We start from the raw sequence: 21,872 nt of genomic DNA on the forward strand, positions 1-21,872 counted from the left end.
GGTGCATGGTGCAGCTCGCGGTGCTGCTGCTCGTGGTGGCACTGGCCGGTGCGGCAGCCGTCGTACTGGCCCGCCGCCGACGGAGCCTGGACGCCCAGGCCGTGGCCAAGGCCCTGGCCGCGGCCGCCGAACGGCTCGCCGCCGGCAAGGCCCCGCAGGCCCGGCGCCGCTACGCGCGCCTCGCCCAACGGCTCGCCGCCGGCCCCGAGGAACTGCGCCCGCAACGCGGCCTGGCCCTGCTCGGCCAGGCCGAGGCCACCGTCCCCACCGGCGACCAGCAGGCCACCCTCGCCCTGCACCGCGAGGCCTTCCCGCTGCTCGCCGACCCGGCCCGGCAGCTGCCCCGGTGGAGCCTGCACCGCCTCGCCGAGGAGCGGATATCCGCCCCCGACGGCGACCTCGGGCCGCTGCTCGCCTTCCTCCAGGCCACCGCCGACGGCGCCGAACCCGGTGAGGAGGCCGCGGCCGCCGCCCGCGCCACGGACTGGCTCCAGCGGCTCTGCCGCGAGGGCTCCCCCGAGCAGCGCGAGCGCGCCACCACCCGGTCGCTGGCCGCACTGCCCGGCCGGGACTGGCCGGTCCTGGCCCGGGCCGCCCTGCTGCGCGGCACCGACCGCGCCGCCGAGGCCGAGACCCTGCTCGCCGCGTCCGCCCCCGGCGGCAGCGGCGAACTCTGGTTCCGCTGGGGCGCCCAGCTGTTCACCCTGCACCGGGACGAACCCGCCGTCGCCGCCTTCGGCGAGGCGCTGCGCCGCGGCCCCGGCGAGCCCTCCCCGTGGGGGCGCGGCCCGGCGCTGCGCACCGAAAGCCTGCTCTTCCGGGGCCTGGCCCGGCAGCGGCTCGGCGCCACCGACGCCGCCTGGTCCGACCTCGCGGCCGCCGCCACCGAGACCCCCGGCGACCCCCGCCCCCGCTACGCCCTCGGCCGACTCGCCCTGCTGCTCGGCGCCGACGAGCAGGCCCGGGACCAGTTCACCGCCGCCCTGACCGTCCAACCCTCCTTCGCCCCGGCCCGGTTCGGCCTCGCCCTGGTGCACGAGCGGGCCGCGCGCCCCGCCGAGGCGGCCGCCGACTACCGCACCGGCCTCGGCCTCGCCCCCGACTGGCGCCCCGCCCGGGTCCGGCTCGGCGCGGCCCTGCTCGCCGCCGGGCAGGCCGCCGAGGCCGCGCCCGTCCTCGGCGCCGAGGCCGACGTCGAACCGGACTCCCGCTGGGCCCGGATCGCCGCCTTCCACCACGGTCTGGCCCTCGCCCGCACCGACGACCCGGCCGGCGCCCTGGCCCGCTGGGAGCCGCTGCACGACGAGGACCTGCGCGAACGGCAGGCCCTGGCCCGCGACCGGCTCGCCCGCACCCGGCTGGCCGACGACCCGGTGGCCGCCCGGGAGCTCTGGCAGCAGGCCGCCGCCGACCACCCGGCCGCCCCCGGCTACCGGGCCGCGCTGCGCGAGGCCGCCCTGCGCGAGGCCGCGCACCTCCTGATCACCGGCCGCGACCGGCCCGAACCGCGCGAGCGGGCCGCCGCCGCCCTCGACCTCGCCGACACCCTGCCCGGCTCCGTCACCCACCGGCAGGCCCGGCTGCGCGCCGCCCTCGCCCTGGCCGAGGGCTCCACCGCACCGCTGAGCACCCTGCTCGACGCCGCCACCGGGCCGCTCGACCGCTACCACCTGGCCGCCGCCGCCCTGCTGACCGGCCGTCCGGTCCAGACCATCGCCCTGCTCGCCCCGCTCGCCCCCGACCCGGCCGGCGACCCGGGCCTCGCCCGGCTGCGGGCGCTGCTCGCCGAACGGGCCGGCAACTGGGCCGCCGCACTGGACTGGTACCGCCACTTCCTGACCGCCGGCCAGGCCCCCGAGCCGCCGCAGCCCCCGCCCGCGACGGCCGACTGCGCCGTCTGCCCCGCCCCCGCCACCGGCGTCTGCGCCGGCTGCGGCCGGGAGGTCTGCGCCGCCCACCTGCACCGCCCCGCCGACGGCGCCGCGCCGCGCTGCGTACGCTGCACCGGCCCCGCGCTGCGCGCCGTCCTGGACTGCGCCCGCCGGGCCGGGGTGCCCGAGCAGGCCGAACCCGTCCTCGCCGCCTGGGCGCAGGCCCTCGGCGACAGCCCCGCCGCCGCGCCCGTACGGCTGGACCTCGCCCTGCTGCGGGCCGAACTCGGCCGACTGGACGAGGCGTTGGCCGACCTGCCGGCGGACGCCGACGCCGCGCGCGGCGCCGTCCTGATCCGCCGGGCCGGCGCCGCCCTCGACGCCGGGGAGCCCGGACGCGCGGCCGGCGACCTGCGCCAGGCCCTCACCCTCGCCCCGGGCCGGCCGCAGGCCGCCGCCGCGCTCGTCCTGCTCGCCGAGCACGAGGCCCACCAGCACGCCGTCGAGGGTCGCCACCGCGAGGCCTGGGACGGCTACCACGCCCTGCTGCTCAAGGACCCGGCCCACCCCCGGCTGCTGCACGCGCTCGGCCTGGCCGGCTACCGGCTCGCGGTCTCCCTCCAGGCGGGCCCGGAAACCTCGGAAGGCCCGGACGAGCGGATCTGGACCTGGACGCTCGGCTGCCTGGTCGCCGCCCTGCACCAGCCCGACCTGTGGGCGGAGTCCGCCCGGATCACCGGTCGCCCGGCCGAACCGCAGCGGATGTCCACCGCCCGCAGCGCGCTCACCGACCGCCTCCGCGAGGACCTGCGCGCCCTGGACCGGGCCGCCGGCCGCACCGGCGACGAGGTCACCGCCTGGACCCTGCGCCTCGGCATGGAGGCGCACAGCGCCGACGCCTTCGCCCAGGAGGACGTCCGGATCACCCTGCCCGGCCGCCCCGCCCGGCGCCTCGCCCTCGGCCCCGCGCTCGACCGGCTGCTCCGCCAGGAGCCCGAACTCGCCGCCTGGGCAGCCGGGTTCGACGAGGCCGTACGGGCCTGGCGGCGACCGGAAACCCCCGACGGGCACCCGCTGACCAGGGCCCTCGGCCTGTTCGGCGACCTCGGCCCGCAGCGCTACCTGCTCCTCCAGGGCCGCCAGGCCGCCGCCGTCGGCGCCCTGGACGCGGTGCCCGAGGCCGAACGCGGAACGGGCTGGCGGGACCTGCTCGGCGAGAGCCTGGTCAGCGAGGCCCGCGAGCACCACCGCAACCAGGACTGGCGCGAGGCCCTGGACTGCCTCACCCGCGCCCGGGCCGTGCCCGGCGCCGTCCTGCCCGCCGACGCGCCCGCGATCGCCGCCGAGTGCGGCGTCCGGGCCGCCCGCGCCCTGCTCAAGAGCAGCGACGACGACCAGGCGGGTGCCACCGAACTCCTGGAGAAGGCCCTCGCGCTGGCCCCCGACCACCCCGAGGTGCGCGGCGACCTCGGGGCCACCTACGCCCAGTGGGCCCGCAAGATCAACAACGAGGCCAAGGACTACCCCCGCGCCCTGGTCCTGCTGCGCAAGAGCATGGAACTCGCCCCCGGCGACCCGACCGCCGTCCACTTCCTGGAGGCCGCCCTCGGCAACCGGGCCGGCCAGCTCAGCCGCCCCGACGCCCCCGAAGCGGAACTGGAGGAGGCCGCCGACGCGTGGCGGGAGCTGATCACGCTCAACCCCGACCCGGACCACCGGCTCGGCCTCGCCTTCGTCCTGCGCCACCTCTCCCGCATCGCCGCCTTCGCGGACCACCGCGCCCTCGCCGTCGCCCGGATGTCGGAAGCCCTGCGCGCCGACCCGGAATGGGACGGCGACACCGAGGAGGAGGCCCCGCGCCGGGTCGCCGTGATGCTGGCCAACCACATGCTGGACAACCTCCAGGACAGCCCGTTCACCACCCAGGCCGCCATGCTCCAGAAGGCCAGGTCCTACGACGACTCGGCCGAGATCCGCCGCCTGATGGTCAGCGTCTGGCGCGGCGAGGCCATCGGCCACTACGAGGCCCACCGCTACCGCGACGCGATCCGGCTGCTGGAGGAGGCGCTCGCGCTCTCCCGCACCCCGGAGGACGTCGCCAAGCTGCACGTCGAACTCAGCGTCGTCTACAGCTCCTACGCCGTCGGCCAGGCCAACCTGCGCCAGTTCCGGGAGGCCCGCTCGCTGATCGGCAAGGCCGTCGAGTACAACCCGGACGACCGCGACCTGCGCGCCCTGCAACGGAGGATCGGCGCACTGCGCTGACGGCAACCGCGGAGCCGCCGCCGTCGTCGTAGCCCATACGCCCATTCCTGATCCGCAGCCGCAGCCGCAGCCGCAGCCGCAGCCAATCCCGAGCCGCAGCCAATCCACGAGCCACAGCCAATCCTTGAGTAATCGTCAGCCGTGAGGAGAGAAGCCGCCCGCCATGCCACTGCACGAACCGTCGCCGTACGAGGTCCTGGGCGTTGCGCTCACGGCCGGCGTGCGCGAGATCAACCTCGCCGTCGGCCCGGCGATGAAGGCCGGCCGCTACACCCGTCAGCAGATCCAGGACGCCGCCGCCCTGCTGCGCAACCCCGACCGGCGGCTGGAGCTGGACCTCCAGCGCCCCCTGCCGCCGGAGCCGGTCGACCAGGCCGCCGACCTGCTGGCGCCCGCCCTCGCCGAACCGCTGCTGGTCGTCGAGCGCCCGCCGCTGCCGCCCGCCGCCGCCCTCCTGGTGCTGCACCGGGCCGAGGCGGCGGCCGACTTCGCCGAACCCGCCCCCGGCGGCGCCGACCCCGAACCGCCCGTCCCCGCCCGCTACGCGGCCGACCTGTCCGTGCTGCCGCAGATCGAGGTACCCGAATGACCGACACGCCGACCGCTCCCGCGCCCGACGGCCACCGGCCGCTGGACGTCCCGCAGCGCGCCCTGGAGGTCGACCTCGACCAGGCGTTCAGCCAACTGCTGTACCGGGCCTCCCTCCTGCAGCGCCTGCGGGCCGAGGAGGCGCAGACCGCCCGGGCCACCCAGCGGGACCTGCTGGGCATCCTGGTCGAGGTGGACGACGCCCTCGCCGCGCTCGGCCTGGACCGGGAGCTGGTGCTGCTCGGACGCGGTACCGGGATCGAGGCCACCCGCCGGCGGCTGCTCGGCCGCCTCGCCAAGGCCGGGGTGCGCCCGATGCGGCTGGAGGGGCTGGCGGCGGACCCTGCGCTGACCGAGATCGTCGGCACCGAGCCGCGTCCCGCAGTGGCGCCGGAGACGGTCGTCCGGACGGTGGTCACCGGGTTCTTCTGGGAGGAGGAGGTGCTGCGCCGCGCCCAGGTCGTCGTCGCCGCGGCGCCCGAGCCCGCCCCGGTGGGGGAGCCGGTCCTCGCGGAGGACGTCGAGCGGGCCCTGGAGCCCGTACCGGAGGGGGCCGCGGCGCCGGACCTTGAGCCTGCGGGAGCCGGGGGCGACGACACCGCGCCCACGGAGGCCGAGGACGCGGACGGCGGCCCCGAACCCGCCGCCGCGCCGGTGGACCCCGCCGCCCGGGCCACGGCGGCCCCGCCCCGGGCCCGCCGGAAGGGAACGGCCGCGGGCGGCCGGCGCAAGCGGAAGAAGTAGCCAGGACCACGAGGGGCAAGAGGGGAACGACATGTACCGCACACTCGGCATCGACCTGGGCACCACCAACTCGGTGGTGGCCCACCTGCGCCGGGGCGAGCCGGAGATCATCTTCAACCGGCAGAACCAGGAGGCCACGCCCTCCGTGGTCGGCAGCGGCCGCAAGGGCGAACTGCTGGTCGGCTCCACGGCGCGCAGCCGGGTCGCCATCGACGGCGTCAACGTGATCCGCTCGGTCAAGCGCTTCATGGGCCGCAAGTTCAAGGACCCGCAGGTCCAGGCCGCCCTCAAGGAGGTCGACTACAAGGTCACGGCCGGCACCGACGGCGACGTCAACGTCTGGTTCAACGGCCGCTCCTACACCCCGATCGAGATCTCCGCGATCATCCTGCACCGCCTCAAGGAGGACGCCGAGCAGCGCTTCGGCGAGCCCTTCCACCGGGCCGTCATCACCGTCCCCGCGTACTTCGGCGAACGGCAGGTCGCCGCCACCCAGGAGGCGGGCCGGATGGCCGGCCTGCACGTGCTGCGGATCATCAACGAGCCGACCGCCGCCGCGCTCGCCTACGGGATCACCTCCGAGGCCGGCGACGAGGGCCGGACCGTCCTGGTCTACGACCTCGGCGGCGGCACCTTCGACATCTCCATCCTGCTGCTGGTGCCCGGCTCGGTCTCGGTGCTCGGCATCGAGGGCGACAACCTGCTCGGCGGCGACGACTTCGACCGGGCCATCACCACCGCACTGCTGGAGGACATCCGCGAGGAGTACGGCGCGGACTACCAGCCCGACCTGCGGGACCGTCCCAAGATCGCCTCCACGGCCGAGACCATCAAGATCGAGCTCTCCCACCAGGAGGCCTCCGAGGTGATCCTGCCGGGCCTCGGCGCCGGCCAGCTGGTGCTGGAGACGGAGTTCGAACGGGCCCGCTTCGAGGAGCTGATCGAGGCCCAGATCGAGCGCACCATCGAGCTGACCCACAAGGCCATCATGCAGGCCAACCTCACTGTCGGGGACATCGACGAGGTGGTGCTGGTCGGCGGCTCCACCGCGATCCCGCTGGTGGCCCGGCGGCTCGGCGAGGTCTTCGGGCCGCGCCGGATCCGGCGCGGCGTCAACCCGATGCAGTGCGTGGCGCTCGGCGCGGCCGTGCAGTCCGCGCTGGTCGGCGAGGTGGAGTGCCCCGAGTGCCGGGCCCCCGGCGACCTCTCCGCCTCCAACTGCGCCAACTGCGCCACCACGCTGCTCGGTGGGCCCCGGGTCTCCTGCACCGGCTGCCACCTCCCGGTCGACGCCGAGGCCGCCGCCTGCCCCAAGTGCGGCCAGGAGCTGGGCGGTTCGGCCGCAGGTGCGGCCATCCCGGCGCAGTCCCAGGCGGCCACCGCCGTGCGCAGCGACAACTGCCCGCGCTGCGGCACCCCCGCCGCCCCCGGCGTCACCGCCTGCGAACTGTGCGGCGAGGCGCTCAACTCCGCCGCACCCGGGCAGACCAAGGTCGCCTCGACCGCCGCCGAGGACGTCGGCCTGCGCTGCGCCGCCTGCGGCGTGGTCAACCCGCCGGGCAGCGAGGCCTGCCAGGGCTGCGGCGAGCTGATGCAGGTCACCAACCCGTTCGACATCACCCCGAAGAACCTCGGCATCGAGCTCAACGACGGCCGGCTGGCCGTCATCATCCCCAAGAACACCAGTTACCCGACCAGTTCGCCGGTCAGCCGCGAGTTCGTAGTCTCCGGCAGCGGCCGCCAGCGGCTGGAGATCGCGGTCTACGAGGGCGAGCACGAGATCGCCCAGCAGAACGAGCTGATCGGCCACCTGACCCTGCGGCTGCCCGCCGGGCTCGGCGGTCGCACCCCCGTGGAGGTGTCCTTCGGCCTCGACCGGGACCGCACCATCACCCTGTCGGTGCGGATCCAGGGCGGCGGCGAGAAGACCGTCAAGCTGGAGCGCGTCACCCTCGACCCCGAGCTCAAGGTCCAGGTCGAGGAGCAGCAGCGGCAGATCGAGACCTTCACCGACCGCTGGGGCGGCGAGCTCACCGAGGCCGAGATGCGCGAGGCGCAGCGCCTCATGGACAGCCTGGACGACCTGGCCGCCGGCCAGACCCGCGGCCAGTCGGTGGACGAGGCGCTGGAGCGGGCCCAGCGCCAGCTGAAGGCCCAGCGCTGGGTGCGCGGCTCGGAGGCGTACCTCAGCCTGTTCATCCACTACTGCGAGAAGCACCTCGACCCGAGCGACCTCGACCGGCTGCGCTCGGTGGCCGCCGACCTGCGGCTGCGCCGCGAGGCCGCCGACTGGGAGGGCGCCATGCGCGCCGCCCAGCGGGCCGACGAACTGTGCGACTCGCTCGGGCACACCTTCCGGATGCTCACCATGTGCAACGTCTACGTCAACCAGAACATGGTCTCGCCGGCGCTGGCCCAGCGGATCATGGCCGAGCTGCGCGGGCTGGACGAGGCGGTGGAGTCGGCCAACATGGAGGCCGCCAACCAGCACAGCTCGGCGCTGCTGGCGCTGTACGCGCAGGCGCAGCGGGAACTGGGCAGCGAGCCGCTCGCGGAGTCGCTCGGTCCGGTCCGTCCGGAGGAGGCCGGTCCGCGATGAACTCCGACGTGACTCCGCCCGACGTGACTCCGTCCGAGGTACCACCGTTCGAGGTGTACCCGTCCGAGGTGTCCCCGGCCGACGTGCACCCGATCGGCGGGCCGGCCGCCGAGGTTCCGCCGATCGAGGTGCGCTGCCCGCAGTGCGCCGTCCCGGCGGACCCGCAGGGCCTGCGCTGTCCGTCCTGCCGGGAGGATCTCGGCGTGCTGTTCCGGCTGCGTTACGCCGCTCGGATCGACTACAACCGGGCGCTGGACGCGCTGGCGGCAGGTGACAGGGCGTTCGCGCTCGGACTGCTGCACCGCGCGGTGGCGGCCGAACCGGGGCTCGAACCGGCCCGGGACCTGCTGGAATGGGTGAGCGCGTCCGGGTCCGTGCGGCCGGTGCCGGGGGAGCGGGAGGGCGACACGCCCTCTGAGTGACCAATTCGGCCGTTCCCGGCCTGCCATCGAGTTCGATCGGTGCGAGTGTGTTCGTCACATGGATGTTCGCTGCCCTCACAAGGAGTGACGCAATGCGTATTCGTACCACCCTCGCCGCCACCGCACTCGCCGCTGTGGCCGTCCTGGCCGGTGCCGGCACCGCCTCCGCGGGCGACGCGACCGCGAACGGTGTCGCGTTCGGTTCCCCCGGTGTGCTCTCCGGCAACCAGATCCAGATCCCGATCAACCTCGAGGCCAACGTCTGCGGCAACTCGATCGGCATCATCAGCATCCTCAACCCGGCCTTCGGTAACACCTGCATCAACGGCTGACCCGACTGCTGGGGCCGTCCGTCGAACCCGACGGACGGCCCCAGCATCGTGTCCGCACCCCCGTTCGGGGGTGGTGGCGCGGGCGCGAGGCGGAGACCATGGGGGCCGACCCGCACGCGCCCACCCAGGAGTCAGAACGTGCCGACCACTCCGACCCCGCGCAGCTACGCCTCCGGCACCTCGGACGTGCCGCTGCTCGGCGACACCATCGGGGAGAACCTCGACCGCGCGGTGCGCGCCTTCCCCGCACGGGACGCCCTGGTCGACCGGGCCACCGCCCGCCGCTGGACGTACGCCGAACTCGCCGCCGACGTCGACGCGTTGGCCCTCGGCCTGCTCGACCTCGGCATCGCCAAGGGCGACCGGGTCGGCATCTGGGCGCCCAACTGCGCCGAGTGGACGCTCACCCAGTACGCCACCGCCAAGCTCGGCGCGATCCTGGTCACCATCAACCCGGCCTACCGCTCACACGAGTTGGAGTACGTGCTGAACCAGGCCGGGATCCGCCTGCTGGTCGCGGCCGAGCGCTTCAAGACCTCCGACTACGCCGGAATGATCGAGGAAGTACGGCCCCAGTGCCCGGAGTTGGAGCGGATTGATGATCGGCAGCCCCGGCTGGGACACCCTGCTCGCCGCCGGGCGCCGCGCCGACCCCGGCCTTCTCGCGCAGCGGCAGCGGGAGTTGACGCCGGACGACCCGATCAACATCCAGTACACCTCCGGGACCACCGGCTTCCCCAAGGGTGCGACCCTGTCCCACCACAACATCCTCAACAACGGCTACTTCGTCGGCGAACTGCTCAACTACACCGAGCAGGACCGGATCTGCGTCCCGGTGCCGTTCTACCACTGCTTCGGCATGGTGATGGCGAACCTCGCGGCCATCTCCCACGGCGCCTGCACGGTGATCCCCGCGCCCTCCTTCGACCCGGGCGCCACCCTGGCCGCCGTCGCCGCCGAGCGCTGCACCTCGCTGTACGGGGTGCCCACCATGTTCATCGCCGAACTCGCCGACCCCGACTTCGCGCGCCACGACCTCACCAGCCTGCGCACCGGCATCATGGCGGGCTCCCCCTGCCCGGCCGAGGTGATGAAGGACGTCATCGGCCGGATGGGCATGGCCGAGGTCGCCATCTGCTACGGCATGACCGAGACCTCGCCCGTCTCCACCCAGACCCGCGCCGACGACACGGTCGACCGCCGGGTCTCCACCGTCGGCCGGGTCGGCCCGCACCTGGAGGTCAAGGTCATCGACCCGGCCACCGGCCGGACCGTCCCGCGCGGCGAGCCCGGTGAACTCTGCACCCGCGGCTACTCCGTCATGCTCGGCTACTGGGGCGAGCCCGAGCGCACCGCCGAGGCCGTCGACGCCGCCCGCTGGATGCACACCGGCGACCTCGCCGTCATGGACCGGGACGGCTACCTCGCCATCACCGGCCGGATCAAGGACATGGTCATCCGCGGCGGCGAGAACCTCTACCCGCGCGAGATCGAGGAGTTCCTGTACACCCACCCCGACGTCCTCGACGTCCAGGTCGTCGGCGTGCCCGACGCCCGGTACGGCGAGGAGCTGATGGCGTGGATCCGCATGCGCGCGGGCGCCGAGCCGCTCACCGCCGACACCGTCCGCACCTACTGCGCCGGCCGGCTCGCCCACGTCAAGATCCCGCGGTACGTGCACGTGGTCGAGGAGTTCCCGATGACCGTCACCGGCAAGGTCCGCAAGGTCGAGATGCGCGCCGAGGCCGTGCGCCTGCTCGGCCTCTGACCTGACCCACCGCCCGGTCCGGGCCCGTCCGCACACACCGAACGGCCCCGGGCCGGCGGGTGTTGCGCCCGCCCGGGGCCGGTTTTTCCGCGGCTGCGTATAGAACGGCTACCGGGCGCCCCAGGCCTGGTCGGTGGGGACGACCTCGCGGCCGAGCGGCATGAGGGAGATCGGGATCATCTTGAGGTTCGCCCAGCCGAACGGGATGCCGATGATCGACAGGAACAGCGGGATGCTGGTCACCAGGTGCGCGATCGCCAGCCACCAGCCCGCGAAGATCAGCCAGATGACGTTCCCGACGCAGGACGCCGCCCCGGCACCCGGCTTCTCCACGGTCGTCCGCCCGAACGGCCACAGTATGAAGCCGGCGATCCGAAACGAGGCAATGCCAAATGGGATAGTAATTACGAGCAGGCAGCAGATAATTCCGGCGAGCACGTAGGCAAGAGCCATCCAAATGCCGCAGAAAACCAACCAGATGACATTGAGGATGAACTTTACTGCACTCATGCTTGGTACCTTCTCATGGCTGATGGCGTTGCACTATGACCTTGCCATGCCCGCCAGCGAGCGTGTCTACGCCCTTAGGGGTTGTTCCTCAGGGATCGGTCCGGGTAGTAGTCTCAGATGGAGACTCCTTCAGGTTCAGTGCTGGCCAAGCGGGGCCAAGTGCGCGGCGGCCGACTTGAGAGGTTATCGGGTATCGCCCCCTTCGTGGTGGTGTCGAGCGACGGGGTGCCGAGGATGCCGCTGTTCGTGTAGCTGGCCAGTCCCAGGGCGAGCAGGTGGGGCCGGTCAGGAGCGGGGCGGCTGGGGGTCAAGGGGTCGCAGGTTCAAATCCTGTCGTCCCGACAGTGAAGTCGGTTGTGAGAGCCGGTACTTGGGAAACCGAGTGCCGGCTCTTTCTGTTGCCCGGTCAGCTGGTGGTCGCATGGTGGTCTCCGGGCCACATCGGCCAGGCTGCTGAGGGTTCTTCTGTTCGTGACCGCTGGTGTGCGGGCTGTTGCCGGTGCGGGCGCGGGTTCTGGTGCCAGGGGCGCCGGGCGCGGCAGGTGGGCCGGCCGAGGGCGGCGCGGTCGGCGTTGTCGAGGATCCAGGCTACGGCGTCGACGGCAGCGCGGGCGGCGAGGAACGTCAGGTCCGTGTATATGTTCGCGCTGGTGGACAGGGTGCGGTGGCGCAGGGTCTTGGAGATGACGGGCAGGGGGACGCCCGCGGCCGTGGCGAAGCTGGCGGTGAGGTGGCGCAGGTCGTGCAGGGCGATGCGGGGGACGCCCGCCTTGTCGCAGAGCAGGTGGAAGCGGTCGAGGACGCTCTTGGGGTGCAGCGGGCGGCCGTGGCGGTGGAAGACGTAGCCGCCGGCGGGGGTGATCTGGCCGAACGCCCGCGTGCCGGCCCGGTCTTCGAGGGCGTCGACGACGCGGTCGGACAGGGCGACCCACATCCGGCTGCCTTTGGTCTTCGGGCTGGTCAGCAGCACCTGGTTGTTGTCGACGACGGAGAGGGTGGAGCGGACGAAGAAGACCCGTTCGGGCAGGTGGACGTCGTCCCAGTGCAAGGCGAGCGCCTCGCCCTTGCGGATGCCGGAGCCGATCATGAGTTCGGCGAGGTCGGCGTAGAGCGGGTCTGTGACGTGGGTGAAGCGCAGGAAGCGGGCGGTCTGCTCCTCGGTCCACAGGTGCCGCGGGGCGGAGGCGGGGCGGGGCAGGAGCGGGGGTTTGGCGGGGTTGCGGGCCAGGCGCTCGCCGGTGACGGCGCTGCCGAGGGCACTGGAGAGGGTGGCCATGATCCGGTGGACGGTGACCTTGCCGCGGCCTCGTCGGAGCTGGTCGGTGACGAAGGCGCGCAGGTGCTGGCGGGTGAGGTCGTCGAGGGGGATCTGGCCGAGGGCGGGGATCAGGTCCTGCTCGACGTAGGCGCGGTAGCGGGCCATGGTGGTGGGCTTGAGGTGGAGTTCCCGCTCGGTGAGCCAGTCCCGCAGGTAGTCGGAGGTGCGCTGCCGGGGGTCGGTGATGACGCAGAGGGCCAGGCCCTCGTTGAAGTGCCGCAGCGCGGTGCGGGCGTCGATCTCGTCGGGGAAGCCGGCGCGGCGGACGGTATGGCGGCGGCCGTCGACGGGCGGGGTGTCGACGGCGAAGGCCCAGCTGCCGTGGTGGGGATCAGTGGCGAGACGGGGGCAGCGGGTGCCGAGCTGTCGGCGGTGGTCGTCGCGGCAGCCGCAGCGCCGGTAGACGCGTCCCCGGTCCCGGCCGTCTGAGGGGTTCGGTGAGCAGCGCATGGTGATCGCCTCGAATGATCGTGCGCGAGTCGTCCTCTTCCAGTCTGCACCCGGTTGGGCGATCACCGTGCGACCACCGGCCCGGAAAGTGTGGCCGTGACTTGCGGGTCTCCCTTGACTGGCGACAAGGGAGACCCGCGGATGGTTGATCGCCGGTTGCTTCTATGGCCGGTGCGGGCGGTCAGACGAGCCGGTCGCGGTGGGTGGCGGCGGCTTCGCGGACGAGGTGGGCGAAGTCGCTGCGGCTGCGGTCCTGCTGCTGCCCGGCTTGCTCGTCGTCGTCCCGGTCCTCGTCGTCGTCGAAGTCGTCTTCGTCGTCGAGTTCGTCGTATTCCTTGTGGAGGAGCAGCAGGCCGTGGATGCCGGCGAGGAGGTCTTCGAGGAGGTCGGGGGCGGGTCGTTTGGGGTCGAGCGGGGTCAGGCGCAGGCCGGTGTCCTCGGGGTCGGTGTCCGGGCCGGTGTACTGGGCGAGGGTGTCGTCGACGTTTTCGAGTTGCTCGCGCAGGCCGGCGGGGTCGGGGAGGAGGCCGTCGGCGATGTGGAGGGCGTGGCGCACGAGGCCGGTGACAGCGTCGTAGGGGGAGCCGTCGTCCCTGATGAGACCGAGGACGAGGGTGGGGGTCTCGTGGGGGAGGGCTTCGATGTTGTCGGCTTCGAAGAGCACGGCGGTGGGGGAGTGGCCGGTGGCTTCGGCGGTGACCTCTGCTGCGGCCGCGAGCCAGTGCGCGGCGGCGACAGCCGCGGCGGTGGGGTCGATGTCGGTGAACAATGCGGCGGGGCCGAAGGGGTCCTGTTCGAGGAGGCGGTCGGCGGCGGCGACCTGGACGGGGGAGGCGCCTTCGCGGCTGAGGAGGACGGCCTGGCGGGCACGGTCGGTGAGGTCGCCGAGTTCGGCGTTCTCCACCGCGGCGAGTTCGGTGGCGGTCTCGGCGAGGACGGCGTCGGTGAGGTCCGCGTTGCCGAGCGAGTGCAGGGCGCGGCCGGCGCGGTGCGCGGATTCGACCAGGGGGCTGTACTCGACGTCGAGCATGCCGTCCTGGGGGAGGTTGGGCCGGGCGATGGCCTCGGGGACCTCGTCGAAGGACTTGCGTTCCTCGGCGCGGCGCCAGCCCTCGGAGCCCGGCTCCATCGAGGAGGCGGCGCTGGCCGGGTGGGTGTAGGTGCGCCACGCGGCCTCGGACAGGTGGGTGAGGGCGCGGGCCAGCCGCATCAGCGCGGCGGCGTCCGTGTCGGTTGGGAGGTCGGCGATGCGGGTGGCGAGGTCGCCCTCGCCGGTTCCCCAGGTCGCGATGAGCTCGTGCCGTCCGGGGTCGATGCAGTAGCGGGTCATGAAGCCGTACCTCCGGTGATCTGCTCGGCAACGCCGCCGGGCGTCGGGCCATTCTGACGCACCGCCAGAGAGCGCCGGACCGTGCAACCGACGGGCGCCGACCGCCGCGAGAGAACGAAGCCCCCTCAGCGGCAGAGGCGCTTGAACCCCAGTTACGGGCTCCTCGACGGGTTCGGATGAGACCAGCGGTGCGGGGGAATCACGGAGACTGGCGTGCTCGAGAGATCACCGAATGGGAGGTCCCCAGCCGGGGCAATGGGCAGGCTCGGCCTTCTTGTGCCAGGACTCGTCGGCTACACCTGGCGGCGTTCTCGGTCGACTCCAGGAGGCTGCGGCTGCGAACGGGCCGAGCGGCTGTGGAGCTGGGTGTTCTCCGCTTGGTGGGACGCGCCGCCGGAGTGGGCGCTGGCTCGAAGGAGCGATCCATGGGTGGCGGGCTCCCTTCTCGAGATGAGACATCTCGAAGCATGCCATATGGTGCAAATCTGAACTATTGGTGCCGCCATCTCGGGCTCTGGCGCGGGCAGGGGAGGAGGGCAGTGCCGTGTCCGACAGTGCTGAGCCGATCCATGCGCGCCTCGCGGAGCTTGCCGGCCCGCAAGATCCCGACCAGGTTGTTGTTGATCTCGGTTGCGGTACGGGACCGACGCTGCGGGCTGTCAGCCGGATGGCGCCGCTGGCTTCCCTCGTAGGGATCGACCGTTCGGTGGAGTCGTTGCGCCAGGTCCACGCGGCTCTGGCAGGCCACAAGGGGTCGACGGCGACGATCGTCGCTGATCTGCGTGATCCTCTCCCGTGCTCCGAAGCGAGCGTGGACGTCGTCCTGTCGTACAACACCGTCGAGTGCCTGCCGAACCCGCAGGAGATGCTGGCCGAGGTGGCACGGGTTCTTCGGCCTGGCAGGCGGGCGGTCATCGCGCACGTCGACTTCGACTCGATGGTCATCGCGGGCGCGGACGCCGATCTCGACCGGCGGGTGTGCCACGCGTTCGCGGACGATGCGCAGAGCTGGATGGACCACGCGGACGGCAGGATCGGCCGCGAGCTCGGATTGCTCCTCGCCCGCAGCCCGCTGGAGCTCGTCGGCGTCGAGCCGTTGCTGGCGTGGTCGACCGAGTTCACGGGGCATGCGAAGGATCGGGTTGACCAGATCCGGAAGGCTCTGCTGTCCGCCGCCAGGCACGGTCGTGGCGCGGTCGCCCCTGAAGAGGTCGAGGCTTGGTACACCTCGGTGTGCGATGCGGACCAGCTGGGCGGTTTCTTCTTCTCCGAGCTGGCGTTCATCGCGGTGGCGGAGAAGGTGAGGAGCGGTTGTAGCGGGCAGGGGGCCGGCTCGCACGACGGCCAGCGGGCGGCACCCGTGCGAGCCGGATCGACGCCGCATCTCCCGACTGCTGCTTGACCGACATCTATGGGGAAGCGGCGTTCGCGAGGGCGGTGGCGGCGAAGGTGTACAGGGCGTTCACGGTGGTGCTGACCGGGGCCGTGGTGTCCAGCGCCAGCGCGGGCTGTTCGGGATCGGACCAGGACAGCTCCGGCGCGTCCGGTGCCGGATTGGTCCGGTAGGCGCGGACGGTCCGGAGGGCGTCGCGGGCGTGGCACACCGGTTCGGGTGCGTGGACGTGGATGAGGTGGAGCCGTTCTCCGAGGAGATCTGCGGCGAGCCGGCGCTCCGCCTCGGTGGAAGTCACCAGGGTGACGATGCCGACCTGGTGCCGGTTGGCGGCATGCGCGAGGGCGCGGATCGTGGCGATGCGGTCGGAGGGTGACCAGCCGAGATCTCGCAGGACTCCGATGGCGCGTTCGACGTCCGCGTCGTAGAGCCCGCAGTCCGCGCCGTGCTCGGAGCGGAGGTAGTCGAGAAGGTGGCGGGCGAGGGTGGTCTTGCCGGAGGCCGGCAGTCCGGCGAGCCAGAAGACGGTTGACGATCCCGGCTGGTTCACGGGGCGTATCCCCACTTCTGGCACCAGGAATTGAGCAGCGGCGGGACGTCTGGGTCAGCGGGCGGCGGGGTGGCGGCCTGGATGCGGCCGGAGGCGATCTGGGGTGACCAGTCGCCGATGCCGTAGACGAAGGGGCCGTGGTCGTGGCGGCCGTAGTCGAGCATGCTCGGATCCCAGGAGATGCCGATGTGCTCGCACAGGGCCTTGCAGGTGGCTTCCGGGTCGGTGGTGAGCTGCTCGTAGGTGACGTGGACGGCACCGGGTAGGTTGGCGGCGGCTTCGTCGAGGGCGGTGGCGAACTTGTCGACGGTGACGGCGGCTTCGGCGAGGTCGTTGGTGTCGCCGGCGCGGCGGATGGAGTCGGCGATGGCAACGGGGTGGCGGCGCAGGACGATGTAGCGGGCCTGGGGCCAGCAGGCGGCGAGGCGTTGCCAGATGAAGACGTTGCCTGGGGACTTCTCGACGAGCACGGTCTTGCCGGTCTCGGTGAGTTGGCGGTGGAGCAGGCGGTCCCAGAGCAGGTGCTCGAGGTCGGTGTGGTCGAGGCCGAGGGTGCGCATGGACAGGCCGGTGAACTCGTCGTCGACGGCCACGGTGTAGCCGGCGAGGTGGAGTTCGTGCGGGGCGTGGACGTCGGGGTGGGAGCCGAGCAGGCAGCGCAGCAGGGTCGACCCGGAGCGGATCGGGGAGAGGAGGAACACGGGCGAGGGGACGAGACGGTGGTCAGGCACCGAGTTCCTCCTTCACGGCGTGCTCGCGTTCGGCGAAGACACGCAGGCGGGTGGCGATGTCACGGCGGTAGTGGGCGGAACCGGGGGCGATCTTCTCGTCGCAGTGGAAGACCCGGAGCGGGAGGCGGTGCAGGTAGCCGATGCCGGGGCCGGTGGGGTGGGCGAAGGTGTGGGAGAGCCAGTCCTCGTAGTTCATCCAGTGCTGTCCGTCGTCGTGGAACCGGTCGCCGGGGATGCCGCCGGCCGCGGCCATGACGGGGCGGGCCCGCTGGGTGTCGTAGATCAGGAAGTGCGAGGAGACGCGGTTCACGGAGCGGGCTCAGTCGCTCAGCGGCGGGCCGACCTCCTCGAGCTTCCACTGCCAGCAGTCGTGGTCGTCGATGCGCTGGGCGAGAGCGAGCTGGGGGCAACGGTCGAACGTCTCGGCGATCTCGGCGAGGACATCGATGGTGATCAGGAAGCGGCTCTTGTCGCTGACGAAGTGGGTGTGGATGTTGTTCGCCTGGTCGCCGGAGGCCCGGTGGCGGGTGCGCCAGCGTACCCGGACCTCGTCGAAGCCCCATGTGTTGTGGGCGAGTTCGATGATCTCGTTGGCCGGGGCGCTTTCTGCGCCGTCGACGACGAGCACCAGGTCGTACGGGTGGCGTGTGCCGCGGGTCAGGGCGTCCAGGGTGGTGGGGATGGTGCGGCGCAGGAGTTCGACGTCGCTGTGGACGAGGTAGGCGATCGTGAACGCGGGTGGGTAGGTCACGGCGGTCACCAGCCCGCCGGTCCGGTCACGTCCGTTGCCGCGGTGCTGTCGGCCGGGTCCGTGGACGTGAGCAGGGCGCGGAGGTCTTCCAGCATGCGGTCCGCGAGCTCGTGGGCGGATTCGGCGATGTCGCGCTCGATTTCGTGCGAGACGTGGTCGGGGATGTGCGGGTGGCCCACGCACATACCCATGACCTGGTACTTGGCGCTGCTGCCGAGCCTGATCCGGTCGGCGAGGTCCTGCAGCGCGAACAGGTCGAAGACGACCGTTCCGGCACGGTACAGGCGGTCGGCGAAGGCGGCGGTGTAGTGGGAGATGAGGTCGCGCACTGCGGGGTGCCACGCGGCGAGCATCGAGGAGACCTCCTCCCACATCACCGGGACGTAGCTCTCCAGCCGGTTCCTGGCGAAGGCGGGCTGCACCAGGGCGCGCTGGTGCTGGTGCTCGGCCCAGGTGCAGGTGAGCAGCCCGCCCGGGGTGACATGGCGGGCCTTGTCGTAGAGGGCGCCGCCCTTGTCGAAGGTGCCCGGCCTGCTGAAGACGTCCCGGACCAGGGCCGGATCGCACACCACGGTCGCTGCCGTGGGCCCGAGCCGGATCCGCACCAGGTCGCCCTGCGCGGCGAGGGAGGAGAAGAACTCCAGAGGCCGGCGCCGCATGCGCGGCAGGTGCCCCAGTACCGGCCACGCTCCGGGGGCGTCCACTTCCCGGACGTCCATGCCGGCCACCTCGCCCTCATGTGTTCAATTTGCGGAGGATATCCCGCAGGACGATACCTCGTTCTCTCTGCTCTGTCTTTATTCGCCGACGGGTGAGAGCTCCGAATCCGTAGCGCTCTGGCGGGCTGTGAAATAGCGGCAGCGAAGCGGCTTGCAGGGTCGGCAACGGCGACAGGGGAAACGGCGACGATGCGGCCCGGATTCACGAAATCGGAAGTGTGAAAGGATTATGAGCCCTCCGTTCGGGGCGCTCCAGGACATCCTTGATAAAATCTGTGCCGCCTGCCTGCCAGGGTCAGCGCGCGGGTGCTCGCCAAGCTCGTCAACGTCGGGGGCAAGACGTGATCGTCCTCTCCTTGCCGTAGAACCAGCAGTGCGCCGATGGGGGCAACGTCGCGGCCGGTGCGCCGCCCTCGCCGCCCCGTTCGGGTGGTCGTGCAGTGTCCTGCCGTACCGGATGGTCGAGCGGGGCCGTTGGCAGAGTGACAGGCACCCGCCCCGATCACTGGAGACCTCGGATGCGCCGGCTCCTGGCCAGCTTCACCACCACCGCTCTCGTCACCGGTGCGGTGCTCATGGGTTCGGGGCCCGCTGCGGCCATCTCGCCCAAGGTGCCGGTCAACGGTATGAGCGAGTTCTGCCTCGGTGCGGCGGCTGCGGAACGTCTCGACGCCATGCACGTCACGCTCACGGCCACCGGCAACGCGACCGAGCACCGCGGCGGAGCCACACCGTGTGTGCGCTTCCGGGTGGTCGGGGCGGTCTCCCTGGACCTCGCCAGCGGCGGACCGCATGGACGGCGGTGTGAGCTTCACCGACGGCTCCGGTCACCGCCTGGACCTGACCGCCCTCTACGCCGACCTCGGGCGGCGCACAATCACCGGCGGGGTCTCGGCCGATGGCGGGCCACCGCACAGGATCAACCTTGTGGACTGCCCGGTAGGCCTGCGGAACTTCAGGGTCTCGCTCTCCGGCATCGACGTCGTCGACGAACCGTGCACGCTCACCGCAGACGCCGCCGACGCGTTCGCCACCGCATTCGGAAAGGCACCGGTCGCTGCCGGGGAGAAGCTCTTCGACGCCAACGGCCACTTCGGCATCGTGGAGTCGCTCGGGGCCCTGCCCAGAAGCTTGCTCGTCTCCTGACGCCCAGCCGACCACTGCGCGGACCCGGTGCTCCTGGACTTGCCCTCCCGCAACGCTCGTGGTGGAGGCGTACCAGCGCGGGGGCGGGATCGGTGCGGTGAGCGGTCAGGGTGGTGAGCCGTCGGTACCGCCGCCGGACCTGGTAAACCGCCGGTTCACCGCCGAGCGCCCCAACCAGCTGTGGCTGGCCGACCTCACCTACGTGCGAACCTGGTCGGGCTGGGTCTACGTGGCCATTCGTCCTGGACGCGCACTCGCGCCGGATCGTGGGCTGGCAGATCGCCGACCACATGCACACCGACCTGCCGCTGGACGCGCTGGAGATGGCGCTGTGGCGACAGAAGATCAAGAAGGGCGCCGACCTCATTCACCACAGCGCCCGCGGGTCGCAATACGTGTCCATTCGCTACACGGAGCGACTGGCCGAGGTCGGCGCCTCGCCGTCGGTCGGGTCCGTCGCGGACTCGTACGACAATGCGATGGCAGAGGCCCTGAACGGCACGTTCAAGGTCGAACTGATTGAGCATCAGGGGCCGTGGCGGGACTTCGACGAGGTCGAGCGGGCCCTCTTCCAGTGGGTCGCGTGCTGCAACGGTGAACGACTCCACTCCGGCCTGGGCTACGTCCCGCCCGACGAGTACGAGCAGGCGTACTGGGCCGGCGTGGAGGCAGTCCCGCAGACCGCTTGATCACACGATCGCGGACTCCACGAAACTCGGGGCAGGTCGGTCAGTAGGCGCAGGGAACCGTGATGGTGAGGGTTTTCTCGCCGGAGCTGAACGTCGCGTCGGAGCGGGGCCCGGTCTGGGTGTAGGTGCGGGTGACCTTGTAGGCACCGCACGTCAGGATGCCGCTCTGGGGCGTGTAGTCCCCACCGTTCCAGGTCGTCTGGCTCTTGCCGTGCGAGTAGGAAACGGACTTGCTCGGGCTGAGCCGCACGGTTCCCCATGCCTTCCACGTGGCCGGGTGATTCCGGTTTACGGGAAGCCACTCGTCGTAAAAGCCCTGGCTGAGGTACGCCTGCCCGCGGGTGTGCGTGACGATTTCCCAGTGGTCAGCCTTGACCGCCAGGCAGGTCCGTACATCACCGCGGAGATTCTTACCGTGGTATGTGGTGTAGGGCGAACAGTGGTCGCCCAAACTGGCCTTGCCGCCGGCGGCAGCCGCAGCAGTCGACGCAGTGACGAAGCCTTGCGAGACCAGAGCCGCCCCGACTGCCACCAGCGCACAGGCCAGGCGCCACTTCCCACACGTGAGTGCACTCATTGCCCCTGCTGCCATGTCGCATCCCTCCATCGAGCGGTCGGCGGTCCAGCGCACGCCGCACCGAACGCAACCGACACCTACTCCGGACAACGACGAATGACTAACCTTGGCAATGGGGGCAAAGGGAAAAATTGACACCCAGGCCCTCCGTGGCTGCGGGCTGCTGCCAGGAAGGGGGGTCGTTTCCCGTCGGTGAGGTTCCACCCTGGAACTGGACAGCTGTTGCTTACGCTGCGGGGGTGAAGTCGTGCTGCAGCCTGGCTCGGGTTTCGAGTGGAGTGAGGTACCCGAACTCGGGGTGCTTGCGGAGCCTGGTGCGGTTGCATTCGACTTCAATGAAGCGAAAGACGTCGGCACGGGCTGCTTCGCGGCTCTCCCAGACGGTGGTGCCAATCTCTGCTTTCAGCAAGCCGAAGAAGCTCTCGGCTGTGGCGTTATCGTAGCATATGCCGGTTCGTCCCATGCTCTGCCTCAGGTTCAACTCCTCTATCTCCCGGCGGAATTCACCACTGGTGTATTCGCTTCCGCGGTCGGTGTGCATGATGCAGCCGGGCTGCAGGCCGCCCCGGCCGGCGGCCACGTCATGCGCGACTTGATCAGCGCGCGAGACTGGCTGACGGTGTTCGTCCTGCCCGCATACGCACCCGAGCTGAACGCGGTCGAGCACCTGTGGGCCCACGTCAAACGCAGCCTCGCGAACCTCGCCGGCGTCGCCCTGGACCGACTCGCAACCCTCGTCCGCAACCGACTCAAAAGACTCCAGTACCGCCCCGACGTCCTCGACGGCTTCCTCGCCGGAACCACACTCTCCCTCGACCTACCATCCTGATAAGCCGAAGTCAGTAAGCCCCGTCGACCGCCCAGAGGCTTTGACTTGCGGTTCGGTGGTGCCGGAACCTTCGCAGTCGTATTGATCGACTGTTTGGAGCCCTCACCCACGCACCCATCCTCCTCAGCGGCGCCTTCGGCACCGGCGGCCGTAGGGAACGTCGGTACCCAGGTCGGGATCTGACTCCGCGCGCCACGGAAGATTTCAAGTCCAGTGAGACGGTCGGGATGTTAGGAGGTTTGTGGGGCGGGTTCCCTGCGCTTGCTGGGGTCGTTGATCCATGCTGTCTG

20 protein-coding genes and 1 pseudogene are annotated in these 21,872 nt (G+C 71.8%); 11 read left to right on the forward strand and 10 right to left on the reverse strand.

Features of this window, described 5'->3' with window-relative positions; genetic code table 11:
* Positions 1–5 precede the first annotated feature (5 nt).
* The 7 genes and pseudogenes from ACFWPI_RS15385 (at position 6) to ACFWPI_RS15415 (ending at position 10,589) form a co-directional block, all read left to right on the forward strand.
* The gene (locus ACFWPI_RS15385) at positions 6–4,136 is read left to right on the forward strand and encodes a hypothetical protein (protein ID WP_380380426.1); all 4,131 of its coding nucleotides are present in this window, start codon (positions 6–8) and stop codon (positions 4,134–4,136) included.
* Between the two features lie 163 nt (positions 4,137–4,299).
* The gene (locus ACFWPI_RS15390) at positions 4,300–4,725 is read left to right on the forward strand and encodes a hypothetical protein (protein WP_063346590.1); all 426 of its coding nucleotides are present in this window, start codon (positions 4,300–4,302) and stop codon (positions 4,723–4,725) included.
* On the forward strand, positions 4,722–5,468 hold the full coding sequence (locus ACFWPI_RS15395) for a nucleotide exchange factor GrpE (RefSeq protein WP_380380423.1): 747 nt from the start codon (positions 4,722–4,724) through the stop codon (positions 5,466–5,468). The genes ACFWPI_RS15390 and ACFWPI_RS15395 overlap by 4 nt, the downstream gene beginning before the upstream one ends.
* 31 nt (positions 5,469–5,499) lie before the next feature.
* Complete coding sequence (locus tag ACFWPI_RS15400; RefSeq protein ID WP_380380421.1) at positions 5,500–8,067, forward strand: Hsp70 family protein; 2,568 nt, start codon at positions 5,500–5,502, stop codon at positions 8,065–8,067.
* Positions 8,064–8,489: a hypothetical protein gene (locus tag ACFWPI_RS15405; RefSeq protein ID WP_380380419.1), complete on the forward strand. Its 426-nt coding sequence runs from the start codon at positions 8,064–8,066 to the stop codon at positions 8,487–8,489. The genes ACFWPI_RS15400 and ACFWPI_RS15405 overlap by 4 nt, the downstream gene beginning before the upstream one ends.
* Before the next feature lie 92 nt (positions 8,490–8,581).
* A complete protein-coding gene (locus tag ACFWPI_RS15410; protein WP_380339720.1) occupies positions 8,582–8,821 on the forward strand; it encodes a chaplin in 240 nt (79 codons plus the stop codon).
* A 138-nt stretch (positions 8,822–8,959) separates the two neighbouring features.
* Positions 8,960–10,589 (forward strand): annotated as a pseudogene (locus tag ACFWPI_RS15415) (AMP-binding protein).
* Positions 10,590–10,697: 108 nt separating this feature from the next.
* Here the strand turns inward: ACFWPI_RS15415 and ACFWPI_RS15420 are convergent.
* The 3 genes from ACFWPI_RS15420 to ACFWPI_RS15430 all read right to left on the reverse strand — a co-directional run bounded on the left by ACFWPI_RS15420 (position 10,698) and on the right by ACFWPI_RS15430 (position 14,197).
* The gene (locus ACFWPI_RS15420; RefSeq protein ID WP_380380512.1) at positions 10,698–11,099 is read right to left on the reverse strand and encodes a YccF domain-containing protein; all 402 of its coding nucleotides are present in this window, start codon (positions 11,097–11,099) and stop codon (positions 10,698–10,700) included.
* 406 nt (positions 11,100–11,505) lie between these two features.
* The gene (locus ACFWPI_RS15425; RefSeq protein ID WP_380380511.1) at positions 11,506–12,867 is read right to left on the reverse strand and encodes a tyrosine-type recombinase/integrase; all 1,362 of its coding nucleotides are present in this window, start codon (positions 12,865–12,867) and stop codon (positions 11,506–11,508) included.
* A 181-nt stretch (positions 12,868–13,048) separates the two neighbouring features.
* Complete coding sequence (locus ACFWPI_RS15430; RefSeq protein ID WP_380380509.1) at positions 13,049–14,197, reverse strand: hypothetical protein; 1,149 nt, start codon at positions 14,195–14,197, stop codon at positions 13,049–13,051.
* A 544-nt stretch (positions 14,198–14,741) separates the two neighbouring features.
* Here ACFWPI_RS15430 and ACFWPI_RS15435 point away from each other — a divergent pair.
* The gene (locus tag ACFWPI_RS15435) at positions 14,742–15,599 is read left to right on the forward strand and encodes a methyltransferase domain-containing protein (RefSeq protein ID WP_380380507.1); all 858 of its coding nucleotides are present in this window, start codon (positions 14,742–14,744) and stop codon (positions 15,597–15,599) included.
* Between the two features lie 7 nt (positions 15,600–15,606).
* Here ACFWPI_RS15435 and ACFWPI_RS15440 read toward each other — a convergent pair whose 3' ends face one another.
* From ACFWPI_RS15440 to ACFWPI_RS15460, 5 genes are read right to left on the reverse strand one after another with little or no spacing between them, the layout of a single operon-like run.
* On the reverse strand, positions 15,607–16,140 hold the full coding sequence (locus ACFWPI_RS15440) for an adenylyl-sulfate kinase (protein WP_380380506.1): 534 nt from the start codon (positions 16,138–16,140) through the stop codon (positions 15,607–15,609).
* Positions 16,137–16,871, reverse strand: a complete 735-nt coding sequence (locus ACFWPI_RS15445; protein ID WP_380380505.1) for a sulfotransferase family protein — start codon at positions 16,869–16,871, stop codon at positions 16,137–16,139. The genes ACFWPI_RS15440 and ACFWPI_RS15445 overlap by 4 nt, the downstream gene beginning before the upstream one ends.
* The gene (locus ACFWPI_RS15450; RefSeq protein WP_380380503.1) at positions 16,864–17,181 is read right to left on the reverse strand and encodes a hypothetical protein; all 318 of its coding nucleotides are present in this window, start codon (positions 17,179–17,181) and stop codon (positions 16,864–16,866) included. The genes ACFWPI_RS15445 and ACFWPI_RS15450 overlap by 8 nt, the downstream gene beginning before the upstream one ends.
* Positions 17,182–17,190: 9 nt before the next feature.
* On the reverse strand, positions 17,191–17,622 hold the full coding sequence (locus ACFWPI_RS15455) for a hypothetical protein (protein ID WP_380380501.1): 432 nt from the start codon (positions 17,620–17,622) through the stop codon (positions 17,191–17,193).
* Between the two features lie 5 nt (positions 17,623–17,627).
* A complete protein-coding gene (locus ACFWPI_RS15460) occupies positions 17,628–18,341 on the reverse strand; it encodes a cytochrome P450 (RefSeq protein ID WP_380380499.1) in 714 nt (237 codons plus the stop codon).
* 804 nt (positions 18,342–19,145) lie between these two features.
* On the opposite strand from ACFWPI_RS15460, the gene ACFWPI_RS15465 reads away from it, so the two are divergent.
* Together ACFWPI_RS15465 and ACFWPI_RS15470 are read left to right on the forward strand one after the other, a co-directional pair.
* Positions 19,146–19,487: a hypothetical protein gene (locus ACFWPI_RS15465; RefSeq protein WP_380380497.1), complete on the forward strand. Its 342-nt coding sequence runs from the start codon at positions 19,146–19,148 to the stop codon at positions 19,485–19,487.
* A gap of 266 nt (positions 19,488–19,753) precedes the next feature.
* Positions 19,754–20,176, forward strand: a complete 423-nt coding sequence (locus ACFWPI_RS15470) for a transposase (RefSeq protein WP_380380495.1) — start codon at positions 19,754–19,756, stop codon at positions 20,174–20,176.
* A gap of 40 nt (positions 20,177–20,216) precedes the next feature.
* Here ACFWPI_RS15470 and ACFWPI_RS15475 read toward each other — a convergent pair whose 3' ends face one another.
* Complete coding sequence (locus tag ACFWPI_RS15475; RefSeq protein WP_380380493.1) at positions 20,217–20,807, reverse strand: hypothetical protein; 591 nt, start codon at positions 20,805–20,807, stop codon at positions 20,217–20,219.
* 172 nt (positions 20,808–20,979) lie between these two features.
* Entirely contained in the window at positions 20,980–21,294 is a 315-nt protein-coding gene (locus ACFWPI_RS15480; RefSeq protein ID WP_380380491.1) for an IS3 family transposase, read from the reverse strand.
* Between ACFWPI_RS15480 and ACFWPI_RS15485 the strand changes: the two genes are divergently transcribed.
* Positions 21,289–21,582 (forward strand): transposase, encoded by a 294-nt coding sequence (locus ACFWPI_RS15485; protein WP_380380489.1) that lies wholly within the window; start codon positions 21,289–21,291, stop codon positions 21,580–21,582. The two genes, ACFWPI_RS15480 and ACFWPI_RS15485, sit on opposite strands and share 6 nt — an antisense overlap.
* The last annotated feature ends 290 nt before the right edge of the window (positions 21,583–21,872 follow it).

Source organism: Kitasatospora sp. NPDC058492, from assembly GCF_042720685.1.
GTDB lineage: Bacteria > Actinomycetota > Actinomycetes > Streptomycetales > Streptomycetaceae > Kitasatospora.

Bases quoted from the DNA above. Each gene is read 5' to 3' on its own strand.
- ACFWPI_RS15405 (WP_380380419.1), top strand. From the start codon at position 8,064: ATGAACTCCGACGTGACTCCGCCCGACGTGACTCCGTCCGAGGTACCA.
- ACFWPI_RS15480 (WP_380380491.1), bottom strand. From the start codon at position 21,294: ATGCACACCGACCGCGGAAGCGAATACACCAGTGGTGAATTCCGCCGG.
- ACFWPI_RS15400 (WP_380380421.1), top strand. From the start codon at position 5,500: ATGTACCGCACACTCGGCATCGACCTGGGCACCACCAACTCGGTGGTG.
- ACFWPI_RS15395 (WP_380380423.1), top strand. From the start codon at position 4,722: ATGACCGACACGCCGACCGCTCCCGCGCCCGACGGCCACCGGCCGCTG.
- ACFWPI_RS15410 (WP_380339720.1), top strand. From the start codon at position 8,582: ATGCGTATTCGTACCACCCTCGCCGCCACCGCACTCGCCGCTGTGGCC.
- ACFWPI_RS15390 (WP_063346590.1), top strand. From the start codon at position 4,300: ATGCCACTGCACGAACCGTCGCCGTACGAGGTCCTGGGCGTTGCGCTC.
- ACFWPI_RS15460 (WP_380380499.1), bottom strand. From the start codon at position 18,341: ATGGACGTCCGGGAAGTGGACGCCCCCGGAGCGTGGCCGGTACTGGGG.
- ACFWPI_RS15425 (WP_380380511.1), bottom strand. From the start codon at position 12,867: ATGCGCTGCTCACCGAACCCCTCAGACGGCCGGGACCGGGGACGCGTC.
- ACFWPI_RS15420 (WP_380380512.1), bottom strand. From the start codon at position 11,099: ATGAGTGCAGTAAAGTTCATCCTCAATGTCATCTGGTTGGTTTTCTGC.
- ACFWPI_RS15430 (WP_380380509.1), bottom strand. From the start codon at position 14,197: ATGACCCGCTACTGCATCGACCCCGGACGGCACGAGCTCATCGCGACC.
- ACFWPI_RS15385 (WP_380380426.1), top strand. From the start codon at position 6: ATGGTGCAGCTCGCGGTGCTGCTGCTCGTGGTGGCACTGGCCGGTGCG.